Genomic DNA, 15,455 nt, shown 5'->3' with positions numbered 1-15,455 from the left:
AGCGATGAAGCCGCGGCGGAGGACTAGCCTAGAATCGAGTCCATGTTAAAGCAGCCCATGGCAGAGCAGCACAAGCCGCTGCGCGCGTCTCTCCTTGCGGTCCTGTTCCTGCTGCATGCCGCGCGTCCCTGGTTGCCGGCGACGCCGCCTGCCACGCCCGCCGCCGCAGGCGCGAGCGCCTGGGTGTTGACGTGGAGCGACGAATTCACCGGCAGCGACGGCTCTGCCCCCGACCCGGCAAAGTGGGTGCTCGAGACCGGCGGGAATGGGTGGGGAAACCAGGAACTGGAGTACTACACCGCCAGATCCCGGAACGTGCATCAGGAGAACGGGAATCTCGTCATCACCGCGCTCAAGGAACCGTACACCGGACCCGATGGCGTGACCCGCGGCTACACCTCGGCGCGGTTAAAGACCTTGGGCCTATTCACCCAGACCTACGGGCGCTTCGAAGCGAGGATCAAGGTCCCGGCGGGACAAGGCGTGTGGCCGGCGTTCTGGATGCTGGGGCAAGACATCGGCGCGGCGGGCTGGCCGGGGTGCGGCGAGATCGACATCATGGAAAATATCGGTTCTGAGCCAGCGAAGGTTCACGGAAGCTTGCACGGACCAGGCTACTCCGGCAACCGGGCGCTGACCGGCGTTCATACCCTGCCCTCCGGTCGTTTCAGCGATGCCTTCCACGTGTTCGCCGCCGAATGGCAGCCGAACGCGATACGGTTTTACGTGGATGGCGATCTTTACGAGACGCGCACGCCCGCCGACCTTCCGGCCGGAACGCGCTGGGTGTACGACCATCCCTTCTTTCTACTGCTGAACCTGGCGGTAGGCGGCGATTGGCCGGGCGCTCCTGACGACTCTACGGTTTTTCCGCAGACCATGGCCGTCGACTACGTGCGGGTGTACCGCGCTCGTTGAGAGGGAGATGGTGGGCGCTATAGGTTACCGGGGCCCCGCCTCGCAGGACTACAATCCGCCGCATGAACACATCACAAAGGCCGTTGGGTGTCACCCTGCTGTCGTTACTCTTTTTCCTTAACACGGCCGTGGGGGCGGTGATCGCCGCGTTCGCCTTCCGCGATCCTGCGTCGCCCGCGCGCATCATGGAAGCGATCAGCGCCGGCAGTCCGGGGCCGGCCCTCAGCAGAAGCGTGGGCAACGGCATGCCGTGGATCGCGGCGCTTGGAGCCGCAATGACGCTTGCGCTCGCCATCGGACTATGGCGACTCCGTCCGTGGGGGCGCATGGCGACTCTGGCTGTGATCGCCGCATCGCTCATCGCGGTGGTCTTGCTGCTCGTCACCCTGCAAGGGCAGTTGAGCCCGGTCTGGATGGGGATCGTGGCGCTGCGCTTCGTGGTGCTGGCATTCTTCGGATGGTATCTGCTGCGTCCGCAGGTCGCGGCCGCGTTCCGCTGAACCGTCCTCTCCCGATCCAAAGGGGGTGACCGCGATTCATGAAGCTTCATCCGGGAGAAGGTCCGGTTCGGGAGAGCCGTTCGGCAGCCGAGCCGGCTTGCGCAACGAGGTGAGCGCGATCACTAGATACAGCAAGCGGCGCTGCGCTCCAGCGGCGGGCGAAGGACCTCATCAGCAAAGATCAAGAAGAAGAATGGTGGGCGCTATAGGACTCGAACCTATGACTTCCACCGTGTGAGGATGGCACTCTACCGACTGAGTTAAGCGCCCACTTGACTTAACGGCGGAGGGTTGATTCTACCAGCAGACTAAAACTGCGCCAAGAACGCGACGATCTCGCGCTCGGCCCAGCGCCCGTCGTAACCATTCGGGTCGGCGAGAAAGGCGCAGTGTCCGCCATGCTCGCTCTCGATGTAGGTGATGTTGGGGTTGGCGAGGGCGAGGGCGCGCGTCTCCGCCGACACGCGGATGAACGGATCGTCGAGCGCGTGCAGGATCAGCGTGGGTATGGCGACACGGTCGAGGTACTGGGCCGAGGAACAGCGCTGGTAGTATTCGTCGGCATCGCCGAAGCCGGAGTAGGGTGCGGTGATCTGGTCGTCGAACTCGCGGATGGTGCGCACACCCCGAGTGCGGGTGGCGTCGTACCTCTCAGGATGCAGCGCCGCTTTGCGGTGGAAGCGCTGCTTCAACCGGCGCACGAAATGCCACTGGTAAGGGAGGTTCTGCGCTTCGCTGAGCGCATCGGCGGAGGCGGCCAGGTCCATCGAAGGCGAGACGGTGGCCACGGCCTTGAGTTGCGGCGGGGCGTCTTTGCCCCACGTTCCGGCGCGATAGAGCACGAGGTTGCCGCCCATCGAGTAGCCGACCATCGCTACGCGCTCGAGCTTCTCGGTGCGGATCAGTTCTTCCACCACCGCGCCTACATCCGCTCCCAGTCCGTTGTGATAGAGCGTGGGCGAAAGTGCCTCGGTGCCGCCGCATGTCCGCATGTTCATGCGGACCACGTTCATGCCTTCCGTCCACGCCTTCGAGCCGACGCCATACATGTATTGCGATTCGCTCGAGCCCTCGAGTCCGTGGACCACGATCACGGTGAAAGCGTGGGCGCGGTCCGGCTGCCAGTGGCAGTGGCACAGCACCTGGACCTCGGGCTCGACCTGGAACAGGCGCTTCTCCGGCGCGGGCAGCAGGTGCGGACGCGGCAGGTAGTTGCCCGCCAGCGTCTGCAGGTGGCCGGTCGCGAGGAAGCGGCGGGGGACGAAGGTGGATTTTCCGGAGGACATCCACCTCGATTCTAACAACTGGGGTCATAGGCCACTGGGATTCTAGACAAACGTGATTTACATTTCCCCGCTCGCCCTCCGGAATGAACGGCGGTATGATTCCTGCCAGCCCATTCCTATGCGCAAACGTCTTTTTTCTCTCGTGGCCTTAGCGGTATCTCTGGCGACTCTCGCGGCGCTGGCCGCGGCGCAGGCGACCTCGCCACTTGCTCAGGCAGACATCGATAAGCTGCTCTCCGGCGGCGTGAGTCCCGCGCGCGTGGCGACGCTGGTCGAGCAGCGTGGGCTCGACTTCGATCCCGACCAGAGCTATCTGCGCAACCTCGAGCTGCGCGATGAGAGCGGGAAACTCGGGGACGCGGTGCGCATTGCCGGACAAAAGCGCGTCCTCCCCCGGGCGCAAGCAAGCCTGAAGGCGCAGCGCTGGGCACAGGCGGAGCAGGATTACCGCGCCGCCATCGCCCTCGATCCCAATAGCGCCGCCGCGCACGCGGGCCTGGGCACCGCGCTGGTGCAGCAAGGCCGCGGCGAGGCGGCCGTGCCGGAGTTGGGACAGGCGCTCGCCCGCGATCCCAACAACGCGGTGGCGCATCGCGGCATGGGGATGGCGCTGGCGCAGCGCAAGGAGTACACCGGCGCGCTCGCCGAACTGGCCAAGGCCAAGCAGCTCGATCCCAACGATCCGGTCACGCACGTGGCCATCGGCGACGCGATGCTCGAGCAAGGCGATGCCAACGGCGCGATGACCGAATTCACCCAGGCGCAGTCACTCGATCCCAACCTGCAATCGGCGCGCCTCGGGATAGCCCGTGCCTTCGAGCGTAAAGGCGATCTTTCGGGCGCGGAGACGAACTACCGCTCGCTGCTCGCGCTCGACAGCAAGAATCCGCCCGCCAACTACGGCATGGGCGGGCTGATGGAGAAGAAGAAGAAGGACCAGGAAGCGCTCGACTTCTACCGCGTCGCTTACACCAGCGATCCCGGGAATGCGAAGTATCGCGAAGCGTACGAGCACATGGTCACCATCACGGTGAATGCCACGGTGAACGTGAACATCAATACGCCGCCGCCGCAGCCCGCCACCGGAACAGCGTTGCTCCACATCTATCGTCCGAGCCGGTACTTGGGCGGCGCTGGAACGTTCAACCTTACGGTCGATGGGCGTCCGGTTGCCAAGATGGGCAACGGACGGCACTTCACCATCCGCGTGCCCGTCGGCTCGCACTACCTCGCCGGCGATCACATGCAGAACTACACGCTGGTGGCGCAGGCGGGGCAGGAGTTTTACTTCTCCATCGAGATCGGGATGTTCCAGTGGTCCTACGCGCCGCGCGACCCGGTGCGCGGCGCGCGCGAGATGGCCGGGACGAAACCGATCGAGCCGAACCGCATCTATGACCGCGAGAACATCGTGGAAGCCGGCGGCGGCAGTGTGACGGTGACCCCGCAGGAGCAAAAACGAGCACTCAAGCCGAGGTAGCTCAGCGCGCGGGCCAGGTGGGCGCAGTCATGTAAAATGAGGTTGCAGCCACACGTGCGCAACCAATGTGGCGGATATAGTTCAGTGGTAGAACACCGGTCTGTGGCACCGGCTGTCGTGGGTTCGAATCCCACTATCCGCCCCAATTTCCCTTCCCTGAATCTCCTGTCCTGTCTTCAGCGTAGCTGTGCTTTGTTAGCTTCCAAAAAGCGCCGCAGCTCAGAGACGGAGATTGCCTCACCAATCATTACTTGAGTTGTCTTGTAGAACTGCTCTAGTACGATTGCTACGACTTGGGCTTCTGATAGATTTTTCGGCTGACCATTCGCGTCGGTCGCCGTATAGACCACGCCGGAGGGATTTTTCGCCAGAACCTCAATCGCATCCTTCACAATCCTCGGGTACAAGTGGAACTTGGCGACGACAACGCCCACGACGCGCCCATCATGCTCGGTCAATAGTGGCCCACCCGAGTTGCCAGGGTTAAACGCACCATTTACGACGATGTGCTTGACTCTCTTTCCATTCGACTCGTCTTCACTGTACCCAGCGACGTAACCAACGCTCAGCAATGGGGCAGGCCCATTGAAGATTAGTGGGTACCCCCAGGTAGAGACCGTGGTACCCAGCTTTGGATGTCGGTCGGTGCCGAGGGTGAGCCCGCCCTTCAATGGTACCGAGGGCTTTAAGGCGGCAAGATCCACATCGGCATCTGTCACCATTCCCGAGAACGTTACTCTGACACCACTCGACGTGATCCCGACAACCTGTCCTGCTGCGCAACCAGCGACTACATGATGGTTGGTTACGATGACGCCAGATCTAACCAGAAAACCTGTGCCCTTCAACCCTGTGGCGGAGCAAGCAATTAGCAGGACACTCTTGATGGCGGTCTTCTGTTGAGGAGCAGCCGCATCCAATGTCCACGTTGTGGCCAACGGGGTCTTGAAGTCCGTTGAGCTTTCTTGCGCCATACCTCGATTTGTACCAAAGATGCACGCAAGTAGGAACCACCCGAGTGCTCGAATTCTCATATATGTCCTTCCCCGATAGAACGGCTGGTTGCAGGATTCTTGCACTCGAGCCGACAAGAAATGACAAAAAAACGCGCGGGCAGGTTCGCCCGCGCAGGGGAGGGTACAGGGTTAGGAAGAGTTTTACTATCCGCGGCCGACGCCCACGTACTGGAAGCCCATGCCGCGCATCCGCGTGGCGTCGAGCAGGTTCTTGGTATCGACCAGGACGGGTGTGCGTTGCAGGCGCTTGATGCGGTCGTAATCGAGCGCGCGGAACTCGGGCCATCCGGTGGAGAGGACGAGGGCGTCCACGCCCTCGGCCGCGGCGTATGCGGATTCGCAATACCGCACCGAGCCGTTCAACTCCATCTTGGCGTCGGGGATGGCGACCGGATCGTACGCGCGCACGTGCGCGCCCGTCGCCAGCAGCCGCTTCGCCAGCTGGATGGACGATGACGACGCCACCGAGTTGGTGTGCGGCTTGAACGCGAGGCCAAGGATGCCGACTTCTTTTCCCTTCAACTGCCGCAGCGCGGTGGACATCTTCGCCACCACGTTGTCAGCCAGCGTGCGATTGACCTCGCGCGCTGCGCTCAGGACCTTCAGCGAGACGCCGGCCGAGCCGGCCAGCTCGGTGAGCGCGTCGAGGTCCCCTTCGACGAACTGTCCGCCGAGCGCGGCGCCGGGCTGCAGGCAGCGCGGCGCGATGCGCTTGTCGAGGCCGAGCGCGAGCGCCAGGTCGACCGCGTCCGCGTTGACGTGCTCGCACAAGCTCGAGATCTCGTTGATGAACGAGATCTTGGTCGCGACGAACGCCGTGGCCGCTTCGCGCACCAGTTCCGCCGTCTCGAAGCTGGTGACGATCACGGGCACGCCGCGCATCGCCAGCGGACGATAGAGGTGCTTCATCACGTTCACCGCGCTGTTCGACGCGGTGCCGAGCAGGATGCGGTCCGGCCAATTGAAGTCTTCGACCGCGCACCCCGACGTAAGGAAGAGGGGATGCGCGACCATCGCCGTCTTCAGTCCGGCGGCTTGCAAGCGCGTCTCGATGCGGCGCGTGGTCCCGACCGCGACCGGCGACACCACCACGAGCAGCGTCTCCGGACCGGAGAGCCGCGCCAGGTCGAGCGCCGCGTCGTCAAGATGGTGGGCGGCGTCTTCGGCAAGGAAAATGACCTGCGCGCGTTGCGCGAAAGTCTCGAGGTTGGAAGAGTAGACCAGCCGCCCGGCGCGCAGGTTGCGCCGCATCATGTCCTTCAGGTTCTTCTCGTGGTATGGGACCTCGCCGCAGGGGGCGGTGGAGAGTGCTGCGTGCTCGTCATAGATGGTGACCGGGATGCCGAAATCGGCCAGGCAGGCGGCGATCACCGTGCCGAGATATCCGGAGCCGTAGATTCCGATGTGCATTGCATTCCTCACGCGGATGTTCCGCGTCCCATGCGGCCCGATACAGGTACGGCGGAGGGCGGCTGGGTGTCTCTGAGCTGAACGTCGAGCTGGACGTCTAGGTGGACGTCTAGGTGGACGACAGTGGCGTGAATGACTGATGAGGTTTTACGCTCGCCGCGGCAGGTCAACAAGATGAGGAAGGTGCTGGGTCGAATGTGCGGAAGGACATGTACCAGGCGGAAGTAGTTAGTAGCTAGGAGTTAGGAGATAGGAGTTGGACCGCTAACCTCCTAACTACTAACCCCTAACTCCTTCCTGCCCAGCCGCACCGGCGCGACGTCGACCCAGCAGCTGTCGGCGCCTTCGCGGACAAAGGTCAATTGCTCGACCAGCAGGCGGCGCGGGCCATGGTAGTGCGCCCAGCGCGCGAGCGCGTCGGCAAAAGCCCTCTCCGCCTCGGGCAGCGTCCCCACCTTCACCACCGTGAGGTGCGGCTCGTAAGGCCATGGCTCATCCTGCTGGAAGAGGGGCAGGCTCAGGAGGTCGTGCAACTCGCGCATACGATGAGCGCCGTGGGCGATCTCGAGAAAGACGGTCGGCGTGACCGGCGCGAAGCTTGCCACCGCGCCGAGCGTTACCTCAAAGGGCTCGATCCCGCGGCCGAGCGCTTGCAGCGCTGCAACCGCGGCCGGTTCACCGGCCAGCAACTGGCGCGGCGGAAGTATGGTGAGGTGCGCCGGCAGATGCGGGTACTGGGGATAGACCTCGCGCCGCAGCTCCTCGAGGAAGTGGCCGACCGGGTCTCGAACGTAAGCAACGACCGCGTACTGCGGCATCCGCGGATTATAGTCTGGATCAGAGTCGGCATCAGATTCCGGATTCGACAGCTGATCACAGTCCGAATCACCGTCCGGATCACACTCCAAAGCCCGTAGTGCATCGTCTCTCCGGGTTCCGGCGTAGCATCTAAGACACCATGCCGCAGCGCGTCGACATCGAACCGGAGATACTTCCGCCTTCCTCACCTCCTGGCGGGCGCGTGCGGCGCGCGGGCAGCGACACGCTCACCGACGAGAACCTCGAACATCTTGCCGCGCTGCTCGATGATGCCTTTCGCATCCCCGGCACCAACCTGCGCTTCGGCCTGGACGCCATCATCGGACTCATTCCCGCCGTCGGCGACATGCTGAGCAGCCTCGCGTCGTTCATCATCATCTTTGCGGCGTGGCAGCGCGGGTTGCCGCAAGTCACCCTGGCGCGCATGGTGGCGAACGTCGCGGTGGATACCATCGTGGGCGCCATGCCACTGGTTGGCGATCTGTTCGATCTGGCTTGGAAAGCGAACCGCATGAACATGCGGCTGCTGCAGCGGGACGCCGAGATACGCCATCGCCAGACCTGGCGCGATTGGCTCTTCCTGCTGCTCATCGGACTGGTGCTGCTCGGCCTCGCCCTGCTGCCCTTCGTCGTGCTGTTCTGGATCGTGCGGCTGCTGCGTGGATAAGGACGGCGCACGGATAAAGACGCCTGCCAAGTTAGAATGGATGACAGTCGGGGCGTAGCGCAGCCTGGTAGCGCACCTGCCTTGGGCGCAGGGGGTCACAGGTTCGAATCCTGTCGCCCCGACCAATGTTTTCTCAACCATCTCGAACGCTCACGCGTCCGATGACTATGGCTTGAAGGTTTCCAAAAAGGCTGGGTCAGGTGTTATGCTCGCCCGCGCACATAACCCCCCCCAAAGGACCAACTAACCGCCGGGTATTCCGCTCAGACCCAGCCGAACTGGAGAAAACATGTCCACCGCAACGGCACCGCCCGTATCGAACGCCGTCCACGAAAAATTCATTCGTCGTGCCATCGAGCTGTCGGCCAAGGCCGCGCTCGAGTATTCGACCGGCGGCGTTTTTGGCGCCGTGGTCGTTAAGGACGGCAAGATCGTCGCGGAAGGAATGAACCGCGTGGTGGCCAGCCACGATCCCACCTGGCATGCCGAGATGGAAGCCATTCGCCTCGCCTGCATCACCCTGCAAAGTTTCAAGCTGACCGACTGCACGCTCTACACTGCCGGCGAGCCGTGCCCGATGTGTCTGGCGACCTCGTACTGGGCAGGCCTCAAGGACATCTATTACGCCGCTACCGTGGCCGACGCCCTCAAGTATGGCAACTTCGACGACTCCTTCATCTACAAGGAACTCGCGCTGCCGGTCGAGAAGCGCAGCATCAAGATGACGGACATCCTGCGCGAAGAGGCGGTCGAGGTGTGGAAGAAATACAACGCCAAGGCAGACAAGGTCCCTTACTAGATCGATGGCATCTACGCCAGCCAAGCCGCTTGTGAACCGGCCCAATATGGAGGTCCGCGACGCGCGCGCCTGCTCGGTCATCGTGCACCGCGTTCCCGCCGGAAGCGTGGAGAGTTTCATGGCCTGGCAGCGCGACGTCACCGCGGTGACCGAAGCCTTCCCCGGATATCGCTCGACCGACGTCTATCCTCCGGCCGCGCCCAAGCTCGAGTGGGTTGTCGTGTTGCAGTTCGACACTCCCGCGTCGCTCGAGGGCTGGCTCCGTTCGCCCGAGCGCGCCACCTGGACGGCCAAACTTCCTCAAGAGGTAGCGGACTACCGCCTGAAGACGCTCAACAGCGGATTCGGGCCGTGGTTCGCCGGGCTGGTGGGCGGAACAGAAGACGCGCCGCCTCCGGGATGGAAGATGGCGCTCACCGTCCTGCTCGGGCTCTATCCTACGGTGATGCTCCTGGCCATCTTCGTGACCCCGCATATTTCCAGGTTTGGGATGGCAGTAGCCATGCTGATCGGCAACGCGCTGAGCATCGCCATCCTGCAATGGGTGGTAGTGCCGCCGTTGAGCAAGGCCCTGGCGCCATGGTTCAAAGCCAAGGGCCCACACGGCACGGCGATCAGTTTGGGCGGCGCCGTGTTGGTCGTGCTTCTGCTGGTTGGGCTGGCGCTGCTCTTCCGCTTCGTCACCGGCTAACGCTCTCCGCCTGCGTCCTGGCAAGTCCGGGCGGTTGGCACTTACAAGCTCGCGATAGTTCGATGTTCGATCAGGTCATCCCGGTCCCTTTTCGGGGCCGGCTGGATGGAGTGGCGGCGAAATAGGAGAAAGCAATGAACCTGAATACCATCACCGAAGTGAAGCGGCCGGCCTCTGCCAAAGAGATCGTCGAGTGGCAGCCGGGATACGCGTGGCTCGCAGGCGGCACGTGGCTCTTCTCCGAGCCGCAAGTCGAGACGCACACGCTCATCGACCTTGAAAAACTTGGCTGGCCGGCGCTGCAAGCTTCCTCAGCCGGACTCGAGGTCGCGGCCACTTGCCGCATCGTGGACTTGGATACCTTTGCCGCGCCGCCGGAATGGCGCGCGGCTCCACTCTTCAGCCTGTGCTGCCGCTCGCTGCTGGCCTCATTCAAGATCTGGAACGCGGCCACGGTCGGCGGCAACATCTGCATGTCGCTGCCCGCCGGCCCGATGACGTCGCTGATGACTGCGCTCGAAGGGGTTTACACGTTGTGGCCGCGCAGCGGCGCCGCCCGCCAGGTCGCCGCCATCGACTTTATTACCGGCAACAACGCCAACGTGCTGGCGCCCGGCGAATTGCTGCGCAGCATCGCACTCCCCGCAGATGCGCTCACCAAAGACTTCGCCTTCCGCCGTCTTTCGCTGACCCATCTCGGCCGCTCCACAGCGCTGCTCATCGGGACCGCATGTCCGCGGACCGGCACGGTCATCCTCACCGTGACGGCGGCGACTCTGCTGCCCATCCAGTTCACCTTCGCGAGCGCGCCCTCGGCCGAACAGTTGCGGGCGGCCATCGACGCGAAGATCCCCGTTGAGCTTTATCTCGACGATCCCCACGGCTCGCCGGCGTATCGGCGGCACCTCACCTACTACTACGCGGAGCAGATCCGGACCGAACTTCTATCCAAGGGATCGAAGGGGTCCAAGGGAGCACGCTGATGGCTTACAAGATCAATGGAAAACAGTTTTCCGAGAAGCCTTCCGCCGGACAATGCCTGCGGACGTTCGTGCGCGACCTCGGCTTCTTCGGGGTGAAGAAAGGTTGCGACGCCGGCGATTGCGGCGCCTGCACCGTGCTGGTCGATGGCACTCCGATGCACAGCTGCCTGGTCCCGGCGTTCCGCGCCGAGGGACATGAGGTCACGACCATCGAAGGACTGGCACACGAGGGCGAGCTTCATCCCATGCAGCGCGCCTTCATCGCCGCGCAAGGCTTCCAGTGCGGTTTCTGCACCGCCGGCATGATCGTGACGGCTTCGACGTTCGACGAAGAAGCCAAGCAGGATCTGCCGCGCCGCCTCAAGGGAAACCTCTGCCGCTGCACCGGATACCACGCCATCGACGACGCCATCCATGGCGTTGGCGCGGCTGAGCAGGATGTCGCCGGAAAGACCCTGGGCGCAAGCCTGAACAATCCCTTCGCGGAGTCCATCGTCACCGGGCAAGCGCGCTACACCATGGACGTGACCATGCCCGGCATGGCGCACTTGAAGGTGCTGCGTTCGCCGCACGCGCACGCGCGCATCCGCGGCATCGATCGCAAGCAGGCTGAAGCGCTGCCCGGCGTGCTCGCCGTGTTCACCTGGGAGGACGTTCCCCGCCGGCTCTACACCTCTGCCCTGCACGAGGATTATCACGTCGATCCCGACGATACCTACATGCTCGACGACGTCGTCCGCTTCATCGGACAACGCGTTGCCGCCGTGGTCGCCGAGACCGAAGGCATCGCCGAAGCCGCATGCCGGCTGCTCCAGGTGGATTACGAATTGCTTACTCCCGTCTTCGATCCGGAGCAGGCGATGAAGCCGGGCGCACCGCTGCTGCACGATAAGGGCGTCGCGTCTCGCATCCTCGGACCCAAACAGAATGTGTTCCTCGACTTGCACGGTGAGATCGGTAGCGTGGAACAGGGCTTCAAGGAAGCGGACGCTGTCCACGAACTCACCTACACCACCCAGCGGGTGCAACACACCCACATGGAGACGCATGGCTCGGTGGCCTGGCACGGCGAAGATGGCCGCATCCACGTGCGCACCAGCTCACAAGCCCCCTTCATCACCAAGCAAAAACTTTGCTACCTGTTCGACATCCTGCCCTCGAATCTGCACGTGTTCTGCGAGCGCGTGGGCGGCGGCTTCGGCGGCAAGCAGGAACTGCTGAGCGAAGACCTCTGCGTGCTGGGCACGCTCAAGACCGGACGTCCGGTGATGTGGGAGTTCACGCGCGAGGAAGAGTTCATCGGCGCGAGCACGAAGCATCCCATGACCATCCAGGTCAAGCTCGGCGGAAAGCGCGATGGCACGCTCACGGCTATGCAGATGCGCGTGGTCTCGAACACCGGCGCCTATGGCAACCACGGCGGCGAGACCCTGGCCAACTCGCTCGGCGGGCCTATCGGCATCTATCGCTGCGCGAATAAAAAGGGTGACGGCTACGCCGTGTACACCAACACCGTGCCCGGAGGCGCGTTCCGCGGATACGGCAGTTCACAGACCAATTTCGCCATCGAGTCGGCTATCGATGAGCTCGCGCGCCAGCTCGGCGTGCCGCCCACCGAGTTCCGCCGCAAGAACATGGTGCGGCCTGGCGACAAGCTGGAATCCATCTGGAGTGAGGCTTCCGACGTCGAGTTCGGCAGCTACGGCCTCGATCAATGCGTCGACCTCGTGGAAAAGGCTCTGGCCAGCGGACGCGGCCTTCCGAAACCCGCCGGGGATGAGTGGCTGGAAGGCACGGGCACCGCAATCTCCATGCTCGATTGCGTGCCGCCTACCGAACACCGCTCGGCAGCCAACGTCACGCTGCTGCCCAATGGCGATTATCACCTCGCCGTGGGCTCACCGGAGTTCGGCAACGGCCTGGTGACGGTGCACCGCCAGATCGCTTCTAGCGTGCTGGGCTGCCGCGCGGCGCGGATCCGCACCGACATCGGGGACACCGATCTCACCCCATACGATACTGGGACGTTCGGCAGCACCGGAACCATGGTCGCCGCCAACGCGGTGCGCATGGCGTGTGAGGTGTTGCGCGATCGCATGGTTGAGTTTGCGAAGAAGGAGTATGCCAGTAAGGGTCCTGCGGCCAAAGACTGCCGCCTGGGCGATGGCGAGGTCGTCTGCGGCGACCGGCGGATACCGCTCGCCGAGGTCCATGCCTCCGGACTCAAGCAGGAGCGCGAGTTCAGCGTGCTGCGCAAGGCGTACGGCTCGCCGCGGACGGTGGCCTTCAACGTCCATGGCTTCCGGGTGGCAGTGCATCGCGTGACGGGGGAGATCGCCATCCTGCATAGCGTGCACGCAGCCGACGTGGGCACGGTGCTCAACCCGATGCAATTCCGCGGCCAGGTGGAGGGCGGGGTGGCGATGGGCATCGGCTTCGCGCTCATCGAGCGCATGGTGATGGGCGAGGATGGCCGCGTGATGAATCCGACCTTTCGCAACTCTCGCATCCCTGCTTTTGCCGACATTCCGCGCACCGAGATGTTCTTTGCCGACACCTATGACGTCGTGGGTCCGCTGGGTGCGAAATCGAATGCCGAGAATCCCGGGAATCCGGTGGCTCCGGCGCTCGCCAACGCAGTCGCTGCCGCTACCGGCATCCGCTTCCCCAATCTGCCGCTGGCGCCGCATCGCATCTTCGAGAAGTTGCAGACTATCCCCGCCGAGCGCATCGGCCGGGCCGGCGCCGCTGCCGCTCCCGTCGGCGCCACCACGGCACCATAGGTCGCAGTTCGTAGTTCTCGCTTTCTTTCTTTTGACGGCGGAGGCCCGCGCGGCTAAGATGCGCGCGTCACTCCCAACCAACTGCCGTTTGCGTTGACGTGTCGCTCGCCAAGGAGGCGTCCATGATCATGCTCGCGTCCGTGTTACTGCGATTGCAGGAGGACTACCCGCAGGAGCTGCCCGGAGGCACTCTTCCGTGGTTGCTCTGCCTCCTGGTGGTCTACGCCTTCGCGGCCTACTGCATCCAGACCATCGCCAACAAGACGAACACCGAGAACGCGTGGTTCGCCTGGGTGCCCATCCTGAACCTGGTGCTGCTGCTCCAGATAGCAAAGAAACCGGTGTGGTGGATCATCCTGATGCTCATCCCGCTGGTGAACATCGTGGTCTACATCCTCGTGCTGATCGCGGTCTGCGAAGCGCGCGGCAAGTCGCCGTGGCTGACCGTGGCGCTGCTGCTCCCGGTGGTCAACCTGGTCGCGCTGGGCTACCTGGCGTTCAGCGACTAGCGCGGGAGTCATTGGTCGACCCCGTCACGCACCCGCGGGCGGGTCGGGGTCGTCGTCCTCATCTTCGAGAGCAATCTCTTCTGGCGGCTGCTCCAGCATCTCTTTCGCCGCGGCGGCATTCTCCGGGCCCACGACCAGCGCGATGCCTCCGAGGGCGTTCGACACGAACCAATCGAGCCGGATCATGTTTTCACTGCGCAGGTAGCATTCGATGCCGGCGGAATCGAGCAATCCCTTGGCGAGATGCGCGTCTGGAAGGTCGCGAAACCTCGCCACCACCACCAGTGGACGCTCCTCCACCTCGTCAAACCCGGTCGCAGCTTCGGGGGCAGCGAGTTTACGGCGCGCGAGTTCAGCGGCGAGCGCAGCCTGTGCGGCGCCGGTCAATTCTTCGTTCTCGCGCGCCAGCTGCAACAGCTCACCGTCGGCCATGGTGGCGTAGGCCGCGCGCAGCCCATCCTCTCCTTGCTCGTGCATGGGCAGCAGCATAGTACGTGCCGCGAACGGCGTAAAATGCTTTCATGCACCTTCGGTCCCTGCTGCGCGAGGCCTTTGCCGGACTCAAGCGCGACTTGCTGCGCAGCGCTCTCACCATCCTCGGCATCGCGATGGGCGTGGGCGCCTTCATTTGCGTGGTGGCCATCGGCAACGCCGGCTCGGCACGCGTGGAAGACCAGCTGCAGAGCCTGGGCGACAACTTCATCTGGATCGAGGCGGGCAGCCGCGGGGTGAACGGTGTCCGCTCGGGCGCGCGCGGCACGCGCTCGATGGTGCAGGCGGATGCGGATGTCATCCCGCACCAGGTCGCGCACATCCGCATGATGTCGCCCAACGTCGACGGGCGCATCCAGGTCATCTACGGCAACACCAACTGGGGCACACAGTATCGCGGCGTCACGCCCGCATTCCTCGAGATCCGGCGCTGGCAGCTGCGCAGCGGCAACTTCTTCACCGACGAAGACGTCGCCACCACGGCGCCGGTATGCGTGCTGGGCGCCACCGTCTCCGACAACCTGTTCAGCGAAGAGGATCCCATCGACAAAACGGTGCGCATCAAAGACCTGCCCTGCCGCGTCATCGGCGTGCTCGTCCCCAAGGGCGTCTCGGCGACCGGGCAAGATCAAGACGACTTCGTCGTGATGCCCGTCTCCACGGTGACCAAGCGCATCACCGGCACCTTCTGGCTCGACGACATCTTTGTGTCCGCGGATTCACGCGACGTGATGCCAACGGTCACGCAAGACATCATCGCGTTGCTGCGCGAACGCCATCACCTGCACGCCGGCGAGCCCGACGATTTCAATATCCGCAGCCCGGAAGAACTCATCAAGGCGCAGCTGGCGGCGAGCGAAGCCATGAAGCTGTTCCTCGCCGCGGTCGCGTCGCTGTCGCTGGTGGTCGGCGGCGTGGGCATCATGAACATCATGCTCGTCTCGGTGACACAACGCACGCGCGAGATCGGCATCCGGCTCGCCGTGGGCGCGACCGAGAGCGATGTGCAGCTGCAATTCCTCGGGGAGGCGGTCATCCTCGGGCTCATCGGCGGCGCCTTCGGCATCGCCTTCGGCTACCTGTCGTCGGACTTGGTCCAGGG

14 protein-coding genes, 3 tRNA genes and 1 pseudogene are annotated in these 15,455 nt (G+C 63.8%); 12 read left to right on the top strand and 6 right to left on the bottom strand.

Features of this window, described 5'->3' with window-relative positions:
- Window positions 1-57: 57 nt before the first annotated feature.
- Together M3P27_07870 and M3P27_07865 are read left to right on the top strand one after the other, a co-directional pair.
- Window positions 58-903, top strand: a pseudogene (locus M3P27_07870) (glycoside hydrolase family 16 protein).
- Between the two features lie 77 nt (window positions 904-980).
- A complete protein-coding gene (locus tag M3P27_07865; protein ID MDP9268227.1) occupies window positions 981-1,418 on the top strand; it encodes a hypothetical protein in 438 nt (145 codons plus the stop codon).
- 194 nt (window positions 1,419-1,612) lie between these two features.
- Here M3P27_07865 and M3P27_07860 read toward each other — a convergent pair.
- Both M3P27_07860 and M3P27_07855 read right to left on the bottom strand, forming a co-directional pair.
- Window positions 1,613-1,688, bottom strand: a tRNA-Val gene (locus M3P27_07860).
- A gap of 38 nt (window positions 1,689-1,726) precedes the next feature.
- Window positions 1,727-2,704: an alpha/beta fold hydrolase gene (locus M3P27_07855; protein MDP9268226.1), complete on the bottom strand. Its 978-nt coding sequence runs from the start codon at window positions 2,702-2,704 to the stop codon at window positions 1,727-1,729.
- Between the two features lie 142 nt (window positions 2,705-2,846).
- On the opposite strand from M3P27_07855, the gene M3P27_07850 reads away from it, so the two are divergent.
- Together M3P27_07850 and M3P27_07845 are read left to right on the top strand one after the other, a co-directional pair.
- On the top strand, window positions 2,847-4,184 hold the full coding sequence (locus tag M3P27_07850; GenBank protein ID MDP9268225.1) for a tetratricopeptide repeat protein: 1,338 nt from the start codon (window positions 2,847-2,849) through the stop codon (window positions 4,182-4,184).
- A gap of 70 nt (window positions 4,185-4,254) precedes the next feature.
- Window positions 4,255-4,329 (top strand) — tRNA-His (locus M3P27_07845).
- 31 nt (window positions 4,330-4,360) lie between these two features.
- Here the strand turns inward: M3P27_07845 and M3P27_07840 are convergent.
- From M3P27_07840 to M3P27_07830, 3 genes are all read right to left on the bottom strand, one after another.
- A complete protein-coding gene (locus tag M3P27_07840) occupies window positions 4,361-5,158 on the bottom strand; it encodes a serine protease (GenBank protein MDP9268224.1) in 798 nt (265 codons plus the stop codon).
- Between the two features lie 186 nt (window positions 5,159-5,344).
- On the bottom strand, window positions 5,345-6,610 hold the full coding sequence (locus M3P27_07835) for a nucleotide sugar dehydrogenase (GenBank protein MDP9268223.1): 1,266 nt from the start codon (window positions 6,608-6,610) through the stop codon (window positions 5,345-5,347).
- 272 nt (window positions 6,611-6,882) lie between these two features.
- Window positions 6,883-7,428, bottom strand: a complete 546-nt coding sequence (locus M3P27_07830) for a 2'-5' RNA ligase family protein (protein MDP9268222.1) — start codon at window positions 7,426-7,428, stop codon at window positions 6,883-6,885.
- A 140-nt stretch (window positions 7,429-7,568) separates the two neighbouring features.
- On the opposite strand from M3P27_07830, the gene M3P27_07825 reads away from it, so the two are divergent.
- From M3P27_07825 to M3P27_07795, 7 genes are all read left to right on the top strand, one after another.
- Complete coding sequence (locus tag M3P27_07825) at window positions 7,569-8,096, top strand: DUF4112 domain-containing protein (protein ID MDP9268221.1); 528 nt, start codon at window positions 7,569-7,571, stop codon at window positions 8,094-8,096.
- Window positions 8,097-8,144: 48 nt separating this feature from the next.
- A tRNA-Pro gene (locus M3P27_07820) sits at window positions 8,145-8,221 on the top strand.
- A gap of 164 nt (window positions 8,222-8,385) precedes the next feature.
- Window positions 8,386-8,895 (top strand): nucleoside deaminase, encoded by a 510-nt coding sequence (locus tag M3P27_07815; protein MDP9268220.1) that lies wholly within the window; start codon window positions 8,386-8,388, stop codon window positions 8,893-8,895.
- 4 nt (window positions 8,896-8,899) lie between these two features.
- Window positions 8,900-9,586 carry a hypothetical protein gene (locus M3P27_07810; protein ID MDP9268219.1) on the top strand — a complete coding sequence of 229 codons (687 nt, stop codon included), beginning with the start codon at window positions 8,900-8,902 and terminating at the stop codon, window positions 9,584-9,586.
- Between the two features lie 134 nt (window positions 9,587-9,720).
- Window positions 9,721-10,569, top strand: coding sequence for an FAD binding domain-containing protein (locus M3P27_07805; GenBank protein MDP9268218.1), 849 nt, complete (start codon window positions 9,721-9,723; stop codon window positions 10,567-10,569).
- A complete protein-coding gene (locus M3P27_07800) occupies window positions 10,569-13,352 on the top strand; it encodes a molybdopterin-dependent oxidoreductase (protein ID MDP9268217.1) in 2,784 nt (927 codons plus the stop codon). Before M3P27_07805 ends, M3P27_07800 begins: the two co-directional genes overlap by 1 nt.
- A 122-nt stretch (window positions 13,353-13,474) precedes the next feature.
- A complete protein-coding gene (locus M3P27_07795) occupies window positions 13,475-13,861 on the top strand; it encodes a DUF5684 domain-containing protein (GenBank protein MDP9268216.1) in 387 nt (128 codons plus the stop codon).
- 24 nt (window positions 13,862-13,885) lie between these two features.
- Here M3P27_07795 and M3P27_07790 read toward each other — a convergent pair whose 3' ends face one another.
- The gene (locus tag M3P27_07790) at window positions 13,886-14,338 is read right to left on the bottom strand and encodes a DUF2007 domain-containing protein (GenBank protein MDP9268215.1); all 453 of its coding nucleotides are present in this window, start codon (window positions 14,336-14,338) and stop codon (window positions 13,886-13,888) included.
- Window positions 14,339-14,382: 44 nt separating this feature from the next.
- Between M3P27_07790 and M3P27_07785 the strand changes: the two genes are divergently transcribed.
- On the top strand, window positions 14,383-15,455 hold a 1,073-nt coding region (locus M3P27_07785), incomplete at its 3' end, for an ABC transporter permease (protein ID MDP9268214.1).

Source organism: Acidobacteriota bacterium (genome assembly GCA_030774055.1).
Classification (GTDB): Bacteria; Acidobacteriota; Terriglobia; order Terriglobales; family Acidobacteriaceae; genus JACPNR01.
Note: the sequence above shows the minus strand (reverse complement) of the source record. Positions and strands in the feature narration are given on the sequence as shown.